The sequence below is a fragment of the Martinezella calliandrae genome, assembly GCF_030272695.1.
Lineage (GTDB): Bacteria > Pseudomonadota > Alphaproteobacteria > Rhizobiales > Rhizobiaceae > Rhizobium > Rhizobium calliandrae.
Window position 1 is genome coordinate 106334 of record NZ_JARFYN010000006.1, and the last position, 15310, is coordinate 121643.

Genomic DNA, 15310 nt, shown 5'->3' on the forward strand with positions numbered 1-15310 from the left:
GATATGGGTCGGAACGGAACTGGTTTTCTGTTTGTTTATAGATTTTATAGAAAACTAATTGCTCGTCAAAGGCAGGTTCTGTGAAATGCCGTTGCTTGAGGCAAGCGTCTTGACCCACTACCTTTCCCCAGATCCGGCGCGAGTTGTGGGGATGATGGAATGAATATGAAAACATCCGTGGCGATCGAGAAGGCGGTGCCCGTCGCCGATCCCGATATGGTCAAATCCGAGTTCCGCAACGCCATGGCGCGGATGGCGGCTGCCGTCAGCATCGTGACCACCAATGGACCGGCGGGGATGGCAGGGTTTGCAGCGACTGCTGTTTGCAGCGTCACCGACAGTCCGCCGACACTGCTCGTCTGTCTGAACCGGACTGCTTCGGTTCATCCGGCTGTTACGCAAAACGGCGTGCTCTGCGTCAACGTGCTGTCCGAGGGTCATCAGGGCCTGTCGCGCCTTTTCGGCGGCAAGACGCCGGTAGCGGAGCGTTTTGCCGCGGCCGCTTGGTCGGAACTGTCGACTGGCTCGCCGGCATTGGAAGATGCGCTCGTTTCGTTCGATTGCCGTATCGTGCATCAGGCCGATGGCGGCACGCACGATATCCTGATGTGCGAAGTCGACACCATCCGCCTGCGCGACGGCGGGCAGGGGCTCATCTATTTCGACCGAGCCTATCACCCCGCCGGATAGGCCGGATCATTCGATCTCAATAGTTTTCCTGATACCATTCGACGAAGCGACGTACGCCTTCTTCGACTTCGATCCGCGGCTTGAAGCCGGTCAAGGCCACCAAGAGGTCAGGCACGGCATAGGTATCGTGCACATCGCCGGGCTGCATCGGCAGCATATGCCGGATCGCCTTTTTGCCGAGCATCGCCTCGATGGTCTCGACAAAGCTCATCAGCCCGACCGGCTGGCCGCCGCCGATATTGACGATGCGGAAGGGCGCTTGTTTCGACAGCGTATCGGTGATCGTTTCCAAAACGATGCGGTTATCTTCCGATGGCACGACATCGATCAGCCGGACAATGCCCTCGATGAGATCGTCGATATAGGTGAAATCGCGGCTCATCTTGCCTTCGCCGTAGATTTCGATCGGCCGGTCGTTCCTGATGGCGTCGACGAATTTGAACAGCGCCATGTCCGGACGGCCCCAGGGACCGTAGACCGTGAAGAAGCGGAAGGCGGTGGTCGGAATAAGGAAGAGATGGGCATAGCTGTGCGCCATCAGCTCCATGCTCTTCTTCGTCGCCGCATAGATCGTCATCTGTTCGTCGGCTTTGTCGCTCTCCGCAAAGGGGATCTTCTCGTTGGCGCCATAGACCGAGGAGGTCGAGGCAAGCAACAGGTGTTTCGGCCGCAGGCTTTTTGCCAGCTCCAACACATTGAACGAACCGGTGACGTTGGAATCGACGTAGGACCGCGGATTTTCCAGGCTGTAACGCACCCCGGCCTGGGCGGCGAGATGGACGATCACGTCGGGCTCGGCCAATTCAGCAGCGCGATCCAGCGCCGCCTTGTCTTCCAGCATGCCGGTGACAGCCTTAAAGCCGTTGGATCGGGCAAGGATGGCGGTGCGCTTTTGCTTGAGCCTGACGTCGTAATAAGGCGTCATGCCATCGAAGCCGACGACAAAATGGCCCTCTTCGAGCAGGCGCTTGGCAAGGTGGAATCCGATAAAGCCGGCGGTGCCGGTGATGAGATAACGCATGGATCGGCCTTTGCTTAGAGTGTGTCGTCGCTTGAGGGTCTTCCGACGCTCGTATAGGCAAAGCCGTGCTTTGTGACCTCGTCATGGCGATAGATGTTCCTGAGGTCGACAAGGACCGGGGCGTTCATGACGGATTTCAGCCGGGCGAAATCGAGTGCGCGGAACTGGTTCCATTCCGTAATGATGACAAGCGCATCGGCGCCGCGCGCCGCGCCATAAGCATCGTCGGCGTAAGCGATGTTGTCGATCAGCTGGCGCGCATTGTCCATACCTTCCGGATCGTAGCCAGTCACCGAAGCGCCGGCATCCTGTAGCGCCTGGATGATCGAGATTGCCGGGCTGTCGCGCATGTCGTCGGTGTTCGGCTTGAAGGTCAGGCCGAGCACGGCAATGGTTTTGCCCCGGACATCGCCCCCCATGGCGGCGATTACCTTGCGGCCCATGGCGCGCTTGCGGTTGTCGTTGATCGAGATCGTCGTCTCGATCAGGCGCACGGGGCTGTCGTGGTCCAGCGCGGTCTTGGCGAGCGCCAGCGTGTCCTTTGGGAAGCAGGAGCCGCCATAGCCCGGCCCGGCATGCAGGAATTTCGAGCCGATGCGGCCATCGAGGCCGATGCCGCGCGACACTTCCTGCACATTGGCGCCGACTTTCTCACAGAGGTCGGCTATCTCGTTGATGAAGGTGATCTTCATCGCAAGGAAGGCATTGGCGGCGTATTTGATCAGCTCCGAGGTGCGGCGGGCGGTAAAGAGCAGCGGCGCCTGGTTCAGATAGAGCGGTCGGTAGACCTCCGTCATGACGCCACGGGCGCGCTCGTCGTTGAGGCCGATGACGATGCGGTCGGGGCGCTTGAAGTCCTCGATGGCTGCGCCTTCGCGCAGGAATTCCGGATTGGAGACGACAGCAACGTCGGCTTCCGGATTGGTTTCGCGCACGATGCGTTCGACTTCATCGCCGGTGCCGACCGGCACGGTCGATTTGGTGACAATCACTGTAAAGCCCTTGACGTGCTGGGCGATCTCGCGGGCAGCCGCATAGACATAGGACAAATCGGCGTGGCCGTCGCCGCGACGCGACGGCGTGCCGACCGCGATGAAGACGACGTCGCTGGCGGCAACGCTGGTTTCGACATCGGTCGAAAAGGACAGCCGGCCGGCGCGGACGTTGTCGGCTACGAGCTGCTCGAGGCCCGGCTCGAAGATCGGGATTTCGCCCTTGCGCAATGCCTCGATCTTGTTTGCGTCCTTATCGACACAAATCACGTCATGGCCGAAATCGGCAAAGCAGACGCCGGACACAAGACCCACATAACCGGAACCGATCATCGTGATGTGCATGAAACTTCAATCCTTTTGCTAATGCCGGGCTCAGCGTCGAAACGCGATCCCGTCTTTGGCGGCTGCCTGCGCTTATACACAGGATCGCTGGTGACGCCTATACGGGACGGTGCTTATCCAGCCGGTTGAGACAGAAGTGTCATAAAGACAACCTGCGCTCGGCGGCGTTGTTTCGACCGATAGAGCGGCTTGCCTGCGCGGTGTGGCATGCTAGACATTCCGGCTAAGCCTTCCACTCATCCAAAGGCAATCCCCATGACGTTCGATCTCATCGTCCGCAATGCCAACCTTCCCGATGGCCGGAAGGGGCATGATATCGCCATTGACGGCGGTAGGATCGTGGCTATTCAGCCGGGCGTGCAGGGTGAGGCGGGGCGTATGATCGATGCCGATGGGCAATTGGTTTCACCGCCGTTCGTCGACTGCCATTTTCATATGGACGCGACGCTGTCGCTCGGCTTGCCGCGGCTGAATTTGTCGGGCACGCTGCTGGAGGGAATCGCGCTTTGGGGGGAGTTGAAGCCGTTGCTCACGCATGAAGCGGTGGCGGAGCGGGCGCGGCGTTACTGCGATCTTGCGGTGTCGCAGGGATTGTTGGCGGTCAGAATCCATGTCGACATTTGCGACGATCGACTGCTCGCCGTCGAAGCACTGCTGGAGGTGAAGAGGCAAGTCGCGCCCTATCTCGATCTTCAGCTCGTCGCCTTCCCGCAGGACGGTTACTACCGTTCGCCAACGGCCGCACGGAACCTGGAGCGTGCCCTCGATCTTGGCGTCGACATCGTCGGCGGCATTCCGCATTTCGAGCGGACGATGGACGATGGCGCGCATTCGGTGCGTGCGCTCTGCCAGATCGCTGAAGAGCGCGGTCTGATGGTCGATATGCATTGCGACGAAACCGACGATCCGCTGTCGCGCCACATCGAGACGCTGGCCGCCGAAACGGTGAGGCTCGGGCTTCAGGGCAGGGTGGCTGGCTCGCACCTGACCTCGATGCATTCGATGGACAATTACTACGTCTCAAAACTGTTGCCGCTGATCGCGGAGGCAGGGGTGCATGCGATCCCCAACCCGCTGATCAACATCGTGCTGCAGGGACGCCATGACACCTATCCAAAGCGGCGTGGAATGACCCGGGTCAAGGAGATGCGCGAATTCGGCATCAACGTCGCTTTCGGCCAGGATTGCTGCATGGACCCGTGGTATTCGCTAGGCGGCGCCGACATGTTGGATGTTGCGCACATGGGACTGCATGTCGGCCAGTTGACGTCGCGCGAGGCCATGCGGTTCTGTTTCGACGCGGTCACCGTCAATCCGGCCAAAGCAATGGGTCTCGACGGTTACGGGCTGGAGGTTGGTTGCAACGGCGATCTCGTGGTGCTGCAGGCTCGGGATCCGATCGAAGCGATCCGCTTGCGCGCCACCAGGCTCTTTGTCGTCAGACGCGGCAAGGTGATCAGCAAGACGCCGGCGCGGATCGCAAAATTGTCGCTCGAGGGCCGGCCGCAATCGGTCGATCCCGCCACTTACGCGCCCAGCGCCGGCAGCGATCTGGCCCGTTAGGCATATGACAGCATATCGCTTGTGATTGCTATCGCGTTGCACCATGATGAAACGGGCACATCGTCCAGTGGGGGACGGTGTGGAATGGGCGGTTCAGGGCTGTTGCATGAAGTCAACTTTCGCCGTGCGTGCAATGCGGGCTGGGGAATTGGAGCTCGCTCTCGAATGGGCGCGGCAGGAGGGATGGAATCCCGGTGTCGATGATGCCCTGGCGTTTTGGGAGGCGGACCCTTCCGGCTTCTTTATCGGTGCGATCGGCGAGGTGCCCGTCGGCTGCATTTCCGTCGTGCGTTACGGCGAAAGCTTTGCCTTTCTCGGCCTCTTCATCGTCCATCCCGAATTTCGCGGTCAAGGCTACGGCAAGACGCTATGGAACAAGGGCGTTGCCTTCGCGGGCAATCGTACGATCGGTCTCGACGGCGTCGCGACACAGCAGGAATACTATCGCCGCAACGGCTTTGAAGTGGCCTATCGTACCGTGCGTTATGGCGGCATTCCGGAAATGTCCGATGTGGACGAAGGGGGGATAGACGTCGGTCCGGTCAAGCAGGACAAGCTCGAAGGCTTGCTGCGATACGACGCCGGCATTTTTCCGGGGCTGCGTTATTCCTTCCTGACGGCCTGGTGCAACGCGCCGGAAAAACGAAAATCCTTCATTGTCGGTAGCGGCCGCAAGATTCGCGGCTACGGCACGATCCGGCGATGTTTCGAGGGCTATAAGATCGGCCCGCTGTTTGCCAACAGTGCCGATGTGGCATCGGCCCTTTTGGCCAAGTTGCTGCCGGAGGCCAAGGGTCGGCCAGTCTATCTGGACGTGCCCGCAGAGAACGCTGCCGCGATCAGGCTTGCCGAAACTTTCGGGCTGTCGCCCGTGTTCGAAACGGCTCGAATGTATCGTGGCGAAGCACCCGAAATGCCGCTTGGCCGCGTTTTTGCGGTAACGACGCTCGAACTCGGCTAGATCGGCCGTTCGGTCTGACCGGACAGGCGATCGTTCCATCACCTCGCCGGCCACGAAGTTCAACGTTGTTGCCTCGGGGCCAGACATTTCCAAGAATCACACGGCGTTTCCCTGTGAAGCGGCAATGACTAAGCCGCGATCGTGACATTGCCTCTGTCGGAGCGCCGACGGGAAAAATCCTGTTGGAGGCGCTAATTCGTCACTTAAAAAGCCGAATCTGCTGAGACAACAGGGTCGCTTTCCCAAAAACAAAGCTTTATAGATGCGCGGGTTTGAGCAAGGCGCGCCTTTGTGCGCAGGAAGCGGGTATGGAGAAATGACGAACGTAGTTGTGATCGGTTCGCAATGGGGTGACGAAGGCAAGGGCAAAATTGTCGACTGGCTTTCGGAACGCGCCGATGTGATTGTGCGCTTTCAGGGCGGCCACAATGCCGGTCATACGCTGGTTGTCGACGGTGTCAGCTACAAACTCGCGCTTTTGCCCTCGGGGCTTGTTCGCGGCAAGCTGAGCGTGATCGGCAATGGTGTCGTCGTCGATCCCCATCATTTCGTCGCCGAGGTCGATAAGTTGCGCGCCCAGGGCATCGCAGTAACACCCGACGTACTGCGTATCGCCGAAAACGCACCGCTCATCCTGTCGCTGCATCGCGACCTAGACGCTTTGCGCGAAGATGCCGCCTCCAACAGTGGCACGAAGATCGGTACGACGCGCCGCGGCATCGGCCCGGCCTATGAAGACAAGGTCGGCCGTCGCGCGATCCGCGTCGTCGATCTCACCGAACCGGAAACGCTGCCGGCCAAGATCGACCGCCTGCTGACGCATCACAACGCGCTGCGCCGCGGCATGGGCCTCGACGAAATTTCCTTCGATGCGTTGCATAACGAGCTTACCTCCGTCGCACAACACATACTTCCCTATATTGATCAGGTCTGGCGGTTGCTCGACGAGCAGCGCAAGGCGGGTGCTCGCATCCTCTTCGAAGGCGCGCAGGGCGCATTGTTGGACAATGACCACGGCACCTATCCATTCGTGACATCGTCCAACACGGTCGCCGGCCAGGCAGCCGCCGGTTCCGGTCTCGGGCCGACGGCGCTCGGCTATGTGCTGGGCATCACAAAAGCCTATACGACGCGCGTCGGGGAAGGCCCGTTCCCGTGCGAACTGCATGATGAGATCGGCAAACACCTGTCGACGGTCGGCCGCGAGGTTGGCGTCAATACCGGTCGTCCACGCCGTTGCGGCTGGTTCGATGCCGTGCTGGTTCGCCAGACCGTGAAGACCTCCGGCATTACCGGCATTGCGCTAACCAAGCTCGACGTGCTCGACGGTCTCGACGAATTGAAGATCTGCGTCGGCTATAAGCTGGATGGCAAGGAGATCGATTACTTGCCGGCGAGCCAGGCCGCGCAGGCCCGCGTCGAGCCGATCTACATCACGCTCGAAGGCTGGAAGGAATCGACGGTTGGCGCCCGCAAATGGGCCGATCTGCCGGCGCAGGCGATCAAATATGTCCGGCAGGTTGAGGAGCTGATCGGCGCGCCGGTCGCGCTGCTTTCGACCAGCCCGGAGCGCGAAGACACTATACTTGTGACCGATCCGTTTGAGGACTAATGTCGCGGATCAATGACGAATCCCGGTCCGGCTACATGCCGGGCATCATGAGAAAGTACTGATGGCGGATTTTGTAGCAGTCATTCGACGGGCCGTGGATGGCCTGGCCGATAATACTCCCGAGATGCGGGTCAAGGTTTATGAGCGGGCTCGTGGTGCCGTCCAGCGGCAGCTCGAGAGCATGAAGCCGCGCCCGCCGGAGGAGATGCTTCGCCGTCAGCTCGACAAGCTTGAAGCCGCGATCGTCGAGGTGGAAGCCGAGCATGCGGAGGCGTTGCCGGTCGCTGAAGAGCCCGTGGCGGAAGCGCCCGTGGTGCAGGAGGAGCCGCAACATGCGCCCCCTGAACAACATCATGCCGCTGTAGAGCCCCATGTCGAGGAGGCACCACCCCTCTATACGGAGGCTCATAGGCAGGAAGAGGTCACCGCTTATCAGCCGGTGCACGAAGAGCCTGCCCACGAAGAGCCTGCCCACGAAGAGCCCGCCCACGAAGAGCCCGCCCACCAGGAGCCTGCTTACGAGGAGCGCGCCTATGAGGAGCCCGCGCACGCTCAGCACCAGTCCGCAGACGACCATGAGCCGGTAGAGGAATGGTTCGAGGCGCCGCAGGTGCAGGCGCCGGCGGCTGTTCATTACGCCGAGGCTGATGCGGAGCCTATCCAGGAGCGGCTGCATCAGGAAGCATCGGAGCACTATGCTGAGGACGTGCCGGTCGCAGCTGGCGAGCCCACGCACGCCGCTCCGCAGGCGAATGCCGCGCATCAAGCGCCAGCCGATGATGTCATCAGCCAAGTCGAGGAGATTTGGGGCGAGGTCGATGCGCCCGCGAAGCGCGCCGCATCCGAGCCGGTGGCCGAACCCGTCATGCCCGCTGCCGCCTTTGCACCAGCTGTCTTTGGCCATCCGGTGGAGCCACTCTCCACGGCGAAGGCACCGGTAGCCGACAAGGCCTTTGCCTGGGATGCCGATGTTTTCGAGGAGCTGGAGCCAGTAGCGGCGCCTGCAGCCAAGCCGAAGCAGCCCGTCCGACAGATGCCGGACAATGCTTTCGAGGACGTCGATCTCTTCGCCGACGTGCATTCTTCGCCCAGAGCGATACCGAAGAACGATGCTGGTGGCGACGGCTGGCGGGAGCTCAAGGAGCTTGCCGGTTTCGACAAGCTCGCCGAGAAAGGACGCGGTGGCGGCTCTTCCATTCCCTCGGATCTCGATCGGTCCATGGCATCGAAGCTGCAGGGAAAAAGCTTCCGCATGGAGCCGAGGCGCCGCCGCTTCAATGTGACCGGCATTATCCTGACGCTTCTCGGGCTTGCCGTCGTTGCTGGCGGTGGTTATGCCGCTTGGGCGAACCGCCAGGCGCTCAACAAGATGGTCGCCGATCTTATCAGTTCGGCACCCAAGACCGCGGCTAGCACGGCCCCCGCCCCAGCCACCGAGACGGCCAAGAACAACAACGCGGCGGCTCCAACCGCGAATGCGCCTGCCGCGTCGACGCCGGCCACGATCGCTCCGGCGCAAAATAATAATGCCGCCGCACAGCCGCCCGCAGCCGCCAACACCAATGTCGCCTCGCTCGATAACGATGCCAACACCGTCAACACGAAGTTCACGCAGCGTCTGTTGGCGAACGGCGCTGAAGAGGATCGAGGTCCGGCAGCAGGAGGGCAGCCGGGTGTGGCCGAAGGCAAGTCCGTGGCAGAGCAGAATGTAGCCGCCGCGGCTGCGCCGGCTGGAGCGGCAGCCGCGCCCGCGAATAATGCGCCAGTTGCGCAGTCGCCGGCAGCGACCGCGCCGGTCGCTACGCCGCCTTCCGGCGATCAGCAGTCATCCGCTGCTCCTGTCCAGCAACCGCCTGCAACCCAGCAGCCGCCGCCCGCCGGGCAACAGCAGACGGCAGCGGCTACGGATGGCCAGAAGGTGTTCCTGTACGAAGAGCGTCTCGGCCAGACGTCGCCGACGGCCTTCGAAGGCACGGTCACCTGGTCGCTGGAGGAAGGCAAGGGCGAGGATGGTCGGCCAGAACCCTCCGTTCAGGGCCTTATCAGCGTGCCCGAGCGCGGTTTGACGGCGACGATCACAGTGTCGCGCAACACCGACGCATCGTTGCCGGCAAGCCATTTGGTTGAACTGGCCTTCCAGGTTCCGCGGAATTTCGAAGGCGGCGCCATCGACAGCGTGCAACGCATCGCGCTTAAGGCAACCGAGCAGGATCGTGGCGACCCCCTGATCGCCGTGCCGGCCAAGGTCACGGACGACGTCTATATGGTCGCGCTGAACGATTTTCCGGACGCGCGCAAGACCAATCTCGACCTCCTGAAAAGCCGCAATTGGATGGACATTCCCGTCGTTTACCGCAATGGCCGTCGGGCATTGCTGACCATGGAAAAGGGGCCGACCGGCACCGACGACTTCAACAAGGCAATCGCCGAATGGCAGGCACTCGGCGGTGTTGCTTCCAGCGGCCAATAAGCGGTTTCAAGTCACCGGAATCAAAAAAGGCGGGCCTTGCACGGTCCGCCTTTTCGTTTGAATTCATTCGGCGATTTCTAAAGTCGGAAGCGTTATGCGGTGGCTTCCACCACGCGCAGTGCCTTGGCACGTTCCAGCGCATCCTTCTGCACAGCTTCCTGGACTTTTTCGAAGGCACGGACTTCGATCTGGCGCACGCGTTCGCGGCTGATGTCGAATTCGGCCGAGAGGTCTTCCAGCGTAACCGGCTCCTCGGCGAGACGGCGAGCCTCGAAGATGCGGCGTTCACGGTCGTTCAACACGCTCATGGCGCGGGCCAGCATGCGCCGGCGCGTGTCAAGTTCGTCCTGCTCGATCAGCACGTCTTCCTGGCTGTCGTGATCGTCCACCAGCCAATCCTGCCACTGGCCGGAATCACCTTCCGCGGCCTTGATCGGCGCATTCAGCGAAGCGTCGCCCGAGAGGCGGCGGTTCATCGAAACGACCTCTTCCTCGGAGACGTTCAGCTTGGTGGCGATCTCGGAGACATGTTCCGGCTTCAAATCGCCGTCATCGATGGCCTGGATACGACCCTTTAGGCGGCGCAGGTTGAAGAACAGACGCTTCTGATTCGCGGTCGTGCCCATTTTCACCAGCGACCACGAACGCAGAATATATTCCTGGATCGAGGCCTTAATCCACCACATGGCATAGGTTGCCAGGCGGAAGCCGCGTTCCGGATCAAACTTTTTGACGGCCTGCATCAAGCCGACATTGCCTTCCGACACGACCTCGCCGATCGGCAGGCCATAGCCGCGATAGCCCATGGCGATCTTAGCCACGAGACGCAAATGACTGGTGACGAGCTTATGCGCAGCCTGACGGTCGGCATGTTCCGCATAGCGCTTGGCGAGCATATACTCTTCCTGCGGCTCCAACATCGGAAACTTGCGAATCTCGTCGAGATAACGATTGAGGCCGGCTTCACCGGCGGTAATGGACGGCAAGGTATTACGGGTCATGAATGCACCCTCCTATTCGAGATCTGGCCCCTTCTGGAGGCGTATTGCGCGCCCTTTGCGAAGCAGACCAAGGCGTGCAGGTCACGAAGACCCCGCACTAAACCAATATGTAGATAAGTACGGCGAAACAGTGATTCAAGAATGCAGTCACGCAAGAGTTACATCGGCGCGACAGCCATGCCCGCCGTAATGCTCGCCCTTTAGACTATTCTCTCGAACACTCCGGTCCCGCGAGATTGAGCCACCTCAGCCCCAAAACGCATCGCGTTTTGGGTAATTGCGGGGCGCACGCGCCGGAGATCCGTTTCAGTTTGATTATAGGCTACCAAGAGGCCGGCGTCCAGCCGAGCTCGGTAGCGCTCTTTTCTGTCGATCCATGCCGGCGAGGCGCGCAGCTGAAAAAAACCTTGACCTTAAGAGCATATACTCCTATCTAAGCGTGCATAAGAGCATATGCTCTCATTTGACAAAGGAGATGCGATCATGAGCGAAGCTGAGATACTTGTAAGTGGTGCGACGGGACGGACTGGAGGCGCCGCGATCGACGAACTCCTGAGGATGGGCAAAAGCGTGCGTGCCTACGTGCGCTCGGACGATGAGAGGGCGGCGGCGCTGAGGCTGCGTGGGGTCGATATCGCTGTCGGCGATTTCACCAACATCGATCACATTCGAGCGGCGATGGAAGGTGTCCGGTCGGCGTATTTTCTTCACCCGATCGCACCAGGCATCCTTGGCGCTGCGACCTATTTCGCACAAGCTGCAAAGGAAGCGGGTGTTGGCGCGATCGTAAACATGTCGCAGATTTCGGCGCGCCGAGAGTCGGCAAGCCATGCAGCGCAGGACCATTGGATCTCCGAGCGAGTCTTTGACTGGTCAGGCGTTTCGACCACACATCTTCGCCCCACGTTTTTCGCGGACTGGCTCGCTTATCCCCATTTCGCCAAGGAAATCTGGGCGACGAAGAAGATCTCGTTCCCCTTCGAGAGCGGGCGGCATGCGCCTATCGCTTCCGATGATCAGGGCCGGGTGATCGCTCATGTCCTGGCGAAGCCGAAGGGCCATGAAGGCAAGATCTATCCGCTCCACGGTCCGGTCGAGATGAACTACACCGAAATCGCTGCCGTCGTGAGCGACGTGCTCGGGGTGAAGATCGAATATGCGCCGAGCTCGAAAGAGGCGTTCAAGGATAAGATGGAAAATCTGTACAAGTTCCCGCCGTTCCTTGTGCAGCACCTCGTCGAAGTCGCCCAAAACTATCGTGACGGCATCTTTTCGGGCACCAACGATTTAGTCGAGACGATTACCGGAACACCGGCGCTCTCGGTCCAACAGTTCGTCACCAACAATCGCGCAGCCTTCGTGTGAACGTAGCGAAGGCAAATCGGGGATTTTGCAATGTCACATGCTCAAAATGAACGCCATCCCTTTCTCGATGACCTGACCACCGACGCGAAGCTGACCAGCTCCGTGCTGCGAGGGTCCGTCATTGGACGCGACCAGATCAGGCTCGCCGTGAACGCCGTCGGAACCTTCTATGCCTCGCAGACGCCGACGTTCCTTCAGACCGTCGGCTCCCGGCTCTTCCTCGAATATGAGGCCGTTTTGACGAACGGGGAGAAGCTTTCCGCCGTCGTGGTCGTCGATCACGACCCCGACGGTTCGGTACCTCAGGTCAGCGTGCGGATGAGTCCGCTTGGCTCTGTTTTATCGCTCGCCGCCCATTTGCGCGGAGCGCTCTCCGGGCAATTGCCGGAAGGGCTTTTTCTTTGAACCCAACCGACCGCCAGGCCAGCGACAGAGATCGTTTGTCCCGACCTGCGGCCCCAGAAAGGAAAATTGCTATGGACATCGCCAACAATACCGTCTTCATCACCGGTGCCAATCGCGGTCTGGGCCTGGCCTTCGCGCGCGAGGCACTTCGCCGGGGAGCATCGAAAGTCTACGCGGGCATGCGCAACACGAGCGGCTTCGACCAGCCGGGCATCGTCCCGGTCAGGATCGATGTCACAGACAAGGTATCGATCGCCGCAGCCGCAGAACTGGCAGCGGATACGACACTGTTAATTAACAACGCAGGGATCGCCGCCTTGATCGACGGACCACTGGCAGCCGATGTCGAAACGCAGTCGCAGCGTCTCTTCGATACCAATTATTATGGCGTAGTGCGTGTCACACAGGCCTTCGAGCAGATCCTGTCGGCCAAGCCGCATGCGGCCATCATTAACGTGCTGTCTGATATTGTATGGCTTCCGCGGCCCTTTCTGACGCCATATGCGGCATCCAAGGCGGCGGCATGGAGCTATACGAACCAGCTTCGCTTCCACCTTCGCGATCGCGGCATCGAGGTCCTCGGCTTGCACGTCGGATTCGTGGATACGGATCTGACCAACGGCATTGACGTGCCGAAGGCCAGCCCGGAGGACGTTGTGCGCCAGACCTATGACGCGCTCGCCGCTGGTAAGAGCGAGATCATGGCCGATCAGGGCACGGCGTTGCTGAAGAGCACGCTTGCAGCCGAAGTGCCCGGCTACATCACCCCGCCGGAAGGGGTATTCTAACTCCGGCGATGGTCGAAGCAGCAGTGGAGCGCGGACTTTCTTCGGCCTCGCGCCCACGGCGCTTTGATAGGGATTTGGGATCGAAAGGAACTACAATGTTGTCGGCCAACCAACCGCTTGGAATCGATCAGTGCAACTGCTCTGCCATGAGAAAGGCGAGCCGACAGATCACGCGGTTCTATGATGATCATCTCGAGCCAGCCGGACTGCGCATTACGCAATTTCTCATTCTGGCGGCTCTCGGGGAGGCTGACGGTGCCACGGTCAATGTTCTCGCCGAACGGCTCGATATCGAACGGACGGCGATGGGAAAGATGATCGGCTTCCTGGAACGCGACGGGTTCGTTTCCATCAAGCCGTCCCCGCTGGACGGCAGGGTCCGTATCGTTGAACTCACCAAGGAGGGCCGTCTCCTGCGCAAGAGAGCGGAGCCTCTCTGGGAGAGGGCCCAACAAGAATTCGAGCAGTTGAACGGGGCCGCAAACGTCGCAACTCTGCGCCGGGGATTAAGGGAAATCGCTATCGGCGATTCCGCGAAGGTGTCATCCGAAGACTAAAGCTTCGGAGTGATTGCTTGGTAGAGGCCAATCACCAATCTGCTGCCGGCCCCTTCAAGCAATTCGCAGGCGCTTCTCAAGCCCGCAAGGCTTCTGCCAGTTCTTCCATATCGTCCGGCAGAGGCACTTCGAAATGCATCACCTCACCGGTGCGGGGATGTTCGAATTGCAGGAGATAGGCGTGAAGCGCCTGACGGGGGAAGCGGTTGACGACTTGCTTGGCGGTGTCCGGTAGCAGGTTGGCCTTGGTCTTGAAACCGCCGCCATAGACGGCGTCGCCGAGCAGGGGGTTGCCGATATGCGCCATGTGGACGCGAATCTGGTGGGTGCGTCCGGTTTCGAGATGGCAATCGACCAATGAGGCGAGGGCGCTGGCGTCCGGGGCCTCGTGAAAGCGTTCAATTACTTCATAATGTGTGATCGCCTCGTCGGCGTCCTGATTGTCCGCACGCTTGACGGCACGTCGGGTCCGGTCGCTGGTGGAGCGGCCGAGCGGCGCGTCGATGGTGCCGATCAATTGGCGGGGGCGGCCCCAGACGATTGCTTGATAGGCGCGTTCCAGCGACGTGGTGCGGCCATGGTCTGCGAATTGCAGGGACAGATGGCGATGGGCAATATCGTTCTTGGCGACGACCATGACGCCGCTCGTGTCCTTGTCCAGCCGGTGGACGATGCCGGGCCGGCGCACGCCGCCGATACCGGAGAGGCTGTCGCCACAATGATGGATCAGCGCGTTGACCAGCGTCCCCGTCCAGTTGCCGGCCGCGGGGTGAACGACGAGGCCGGCGGGCTTGGAGATGACGATGACGTCGTCGTCCTCGTAGAGCACGTCGAGCGGGATGTCTTCGCCCTGCGGCGTCGGATCTTCAGGTTCGGGTAGCGTGATCTCATAGGTATCGCCCGGGCGCACCTTGCGCTTGGCGTCGGTAACCGGGGTGCCGTAGAGCAGGACGGCATTGTTCTTGATCAAGGCCTGGATCCGGCTGCGGGAAAACTCTTCTCCGACCTGTGCGGTCAACCATGCATCAAGCCGGCCTTCGGCTGTTTCGTCGGCGGTTAGGACTTTTCTAATGCCCGCGGCTTCTTTAAAGGGGTCGCTCAAACGCATTTCTCCGGCGCCAAGGGCGCTCTCTAGGGAATAAGGACGCATCGATGACGAATCTCGAGCCAGACGATCAAGAGGAAAAGCCCCTCGATCCGGCCCTGGAAAGTGTCCGACGCAAGATGGTCCGCCTGCAGATCGTCTCAGCTGCCATCATGGTGGTGAGCCTTATGGCGGTGTTCGGCGCCGTTGTCTACAAGACGATGCGCCCCGCGCCGAAGGCAGTAGGCTCTACCGCGTCGAATATTCCCGCCGATGCGCCCGTTATAGTCACCGCCGCACTGCCGAAGGGATTCACCGTGCAGTCCACGGCGCTCTCCGGAAACCAGGTGCTGTTTTATGGCACGCTCGCGAGCGGCCAGCGTCAGGCCGTTGTCTTTGATTACGGCATTGGCCGCATCGTCGCGACCATATCGCTGCCCAACTGACGTCATTTTG

At 60.6% G+C, this 15310-nt stretch carries 14 protein-coding genes; 10 read left to right on the forward strand and 4 right to left on the reverse strand.

What is annotated here, in order from left to right; genetic code table 11:
- Positions 1-159 precede the first annotated feature (159 nt).
- Positions 160-690, forward strand: coding sequence for a flavin reductase (locus PY650_RS06465; RefSeq protein ID WP_432761494.1), 531 nt, complete (start codon positions 160-162; stop codon positions 688-690).
- A 16-nt stretch (positions 691-706) separates the two neighbouring features.
- Here the strand turns inward: PY650_RS06465 and PY650_RS06470 are convergent, their stop codons facing one another.
- Together PY650_RS06470 and PY650_RS06475 are read right to left on the reverse strand one after the other, a co-directional pair.
- A complete protein-coding gene (locus tag PY650_RS06470) occupies positions 707-1711 on the reverse strand; it encodes an NAD-dependent epimerase (protein WP_285878224.1) in 1005 nt (334 codons plus the stop codon).
- A gap of 14 nt (positions 1712-1725) precedes the next feature.
- On the reverse strand, positions 1726-3048 hold the full coding sequence (locus PY650_RS06475) for a UDP-glucose dehydrogenase family protein (RefSeq protein WP_285878225.1): 1323 nt from the start codon (positions 3046-3048) through the stop codon (positions 1726-1728).
- A gap of 255 nt (positions 3049-3303) precedes the next feature.
- Between PY650_RS06475 and PY650_RS06480 the strand changes: the two genes are divergently transcribed.
- The 4 genes from PY650_RS06480 (at position 3304) to PY650_RS06495 (ending at position 9654) form a co-directional block, all read left to right on the forward strand.
- Positions 3304-4611 (forward strand): amidohydrolase family protein, encoded by a 1308-nt coding sequence (locus PY650_RS06480; protein WP_285878226.1) that lies wholly within the window; start codon positions 3304-3306, stop codon positions 4609-4611.
- 106 nt (positions 4612-4717) lie between these two features.
- Complete coding sequence (locus PY650_RS06485) at positions 4718-5572, forward strand: GNAT family N-acetyltransferase (protein ID WP_285878227.1); 855 nt, start codon at positions 4718-4720, stop codon at positions 5570-5572.
- Between the two features lie 316 nt (positions 5573-5888).
- Entirely contained in the window at positions 5889-7184 is a 1296-nt protein-coding gene (locus PY650_RS06490; RefSeq protein ID WP_285878228.1) for an adenylosuccinate synthase, read from the forward strand.
- Positions 7185-7245: 61 nt separating this feature from the next.
- Positions 7246-9654, forward strand: coding sequence for a hypothetical protein (locus PY650_RS06495; RefSeq protein WP_285878229.1), 2409 nt, complete (start codon positions 7246-7248; stop codon positions 9652-9654).
- Between the two features lie 92 nt (positions 9655-9746).
- Here PY650_RS06495 and rpoH read toward each other — a convergent pair whose 3' ends face one another.
- Positions 9747-10655 (reverse strand): RNA polymerase sigma factor RpoH, encoded by a 909-nt coding sequence (rpoH, locus tag PY650_RS06500; RefSeq protein WP_285869837.1) that lies wholly within the window; start codon positions 10653-10655, stop codon positions 9747-9749.
- Between the two features lie 483 nt (positions 10656-11138).
- Here rpoH and PY650_RS06505 point away from each other — a divergent pair, with 483 nt between their 5' ends.
- The 4 genes from PY650_RS06505 to PY650_RS06520 all read left to right on the forward strand — a co-directional run bounded on the left by PY650_RS06505 (position 11139) and on the right by PY650_RS06520 (position 13770).
- Positions 11139-12020: an NmrA family NAD(P)-binding protein gene (locus PY650_RS06505; protein ID WP_285878230.1), complete on the forward strand. Its 882-nt coding sequence runs from the start codon at positions 11139-11141 to the stop codon at positions 12018-12020.
- A gap of 30 nt (positions 12021-12050) precedes the next feature.
- A complete protein-coding gene (locus PY650_RS06510; protein WP_285878231.1) occupies positions 12051-12425 on the forward strand; it encodes a hypothetical protein in 375 nt (124 codons plus the stop codon).
- 71 nt (positions 12426-12496) lie between these two features.
- Complete coding sequence (locus PY650_RS06515) at positions 12497-13213, forward strand: SDR family oxidoreductase (protein WP_285878232.1); 717 nt, start codon at positions 12497-12499, stop codon at positions 13211-13213.
- A gap of 146 nt (positions 13214-13359) precedes the next feature.
- Positions 13360-13770 carry a MarR family winged helix-turn-helix transcriptional regulator gene (locus PY650_RS06520; protein ID WP_432761495.1) on the forward strand — a complete coding sequence of 137 codons (411 nt, stop codon included), beginning with the start codon at positions 13360-13362 and terminating at the stop codon, positions 13768-13770.
- Between the two features lie 76 nt (positions 13771-13846).
- Here PY650_RS06520 and PY650_RS06525 read toward each other — a convergent pair whose 3' ends face one another.
- On the reverse strand, positions 13847-14872 hold the full coding sequence (locus PY650_RS06525) for an RluA family pseudouridine synthase (protein WP_285878234.1): 1026 nt from the start codon (positions 14870-14872) through the stop codon (positions 13847-13849).
- Positions 14873-14922: 50 nt separating this feature from the next.
- On the opposite strand from PY650_RS06525, the gene PY650_RS06530 reads away from it, so the two are divergent.
- The gene (locus tag PY650_RS06530) at positions 14923-15300 is read left to right on the forward strand and encodes a hypothetical protein (RefSeq protein WP_285878235.1); all 378 of its coding nucleotides are present in this window, start codon (positions 14923-14925) and stop codon (positions 15298-15300) included.
- Positions 15301-15310 lie beyond the last annotated feature (10 nt).

Excerpts from the sequence above, each read along its gene's own strand:
- PY650_RS06505 (WP_285878230.1), top strand. The coding sequence starts at position 11,139 with ATGAGCGAAGCTGAGATACTTGTAAGTGGTGCGACGGGACGGACTGGA.
- PY650_RS06480 (WP_285878226.1), top strand. The coding sequence starts at position 3,304 with ATGACGTTCGATCTCATCGTCCGCAATGCCAACCTTCCCGATGGCCGG.
- PY650_RS06485 (WP_285878227.1), top strand. The coding sequence starts at position 4,718 with ATGAAGTCAACTTTCGCCGTGCGTGCAATGCGGGCTGGGGAATTGGAG.
- PY650_RS06470 (WP_285878224.1), bottom strand. The coding sequence starts at position 1,711 with ATGCGTTATCTCATCACCGGCACCGCCGGCTTTATCGGATTCCACCTT.
- PY650_RS06530 (WP_285878235.1), top strand. The coding sequence starts at position 14,923 with ATGACGAATCTCGAGCCAGACGATCAAGAGGAAAAGCCCCTCGATCCG.
- PY650_RS06510 (WP_285878231.1), top strand. The coding sequence starts at position 12,051 with ATGTCACATGCTCAAAATGAACGCCATCCCTTTCTCGATGACCTGACC.
- rpoH (WP_285869837.1), bottom strand. The coding sequence starts at position 10,655 with ATGACCCGTAATACCTTGCCGTCCATTACCGCCGGTGAAGCCGGCCTC.
- PY650_RS06490 (WP_285878228.1), top strand. The coding sequence starts at position 5,889 with ATGACGAACGTAGTTGTGATCGGTTCGCAATGGGGTGACGAAGGCAAG.
- PY650_RS06465 (WP_432761494.1), top strand. The coding sequence starts at position 160 with ATGAATATGAAAACATCCGTGGCGATCGAGAAGGCGGTGCCCGTCGCC.
- PY650_RS06515 (WP_285878232.1), top strand. The coding sequence starts at position 12,497 with ATGGACATCGCCAACAATACCGTCTTCATCACCGGTGCCAATCGCGGT.
- PY650_RS06495 (WP_285878229.1), top strand. The coding sequence starts at position 7,246 with ATGGCGGATTTTGTAGCAGTCATTCGACGGGCCGTGGATGGCCTGGCC.
- PY650_RS06520 (WP_432761495.1), top strand. The coding sequence starts at position 13,360 with ATGAGAAAGGCGAGCCGACAGATCACGCGGTTCTATGATGATCATCTC.
- PY650_RS06475 (WP_285878225.1), bottom strand. The coding sequence starts at position 3,048 with ATGCACATCACGATGATCGGTTCCGGTTATGTGGGTCTTGTGTCCGGC.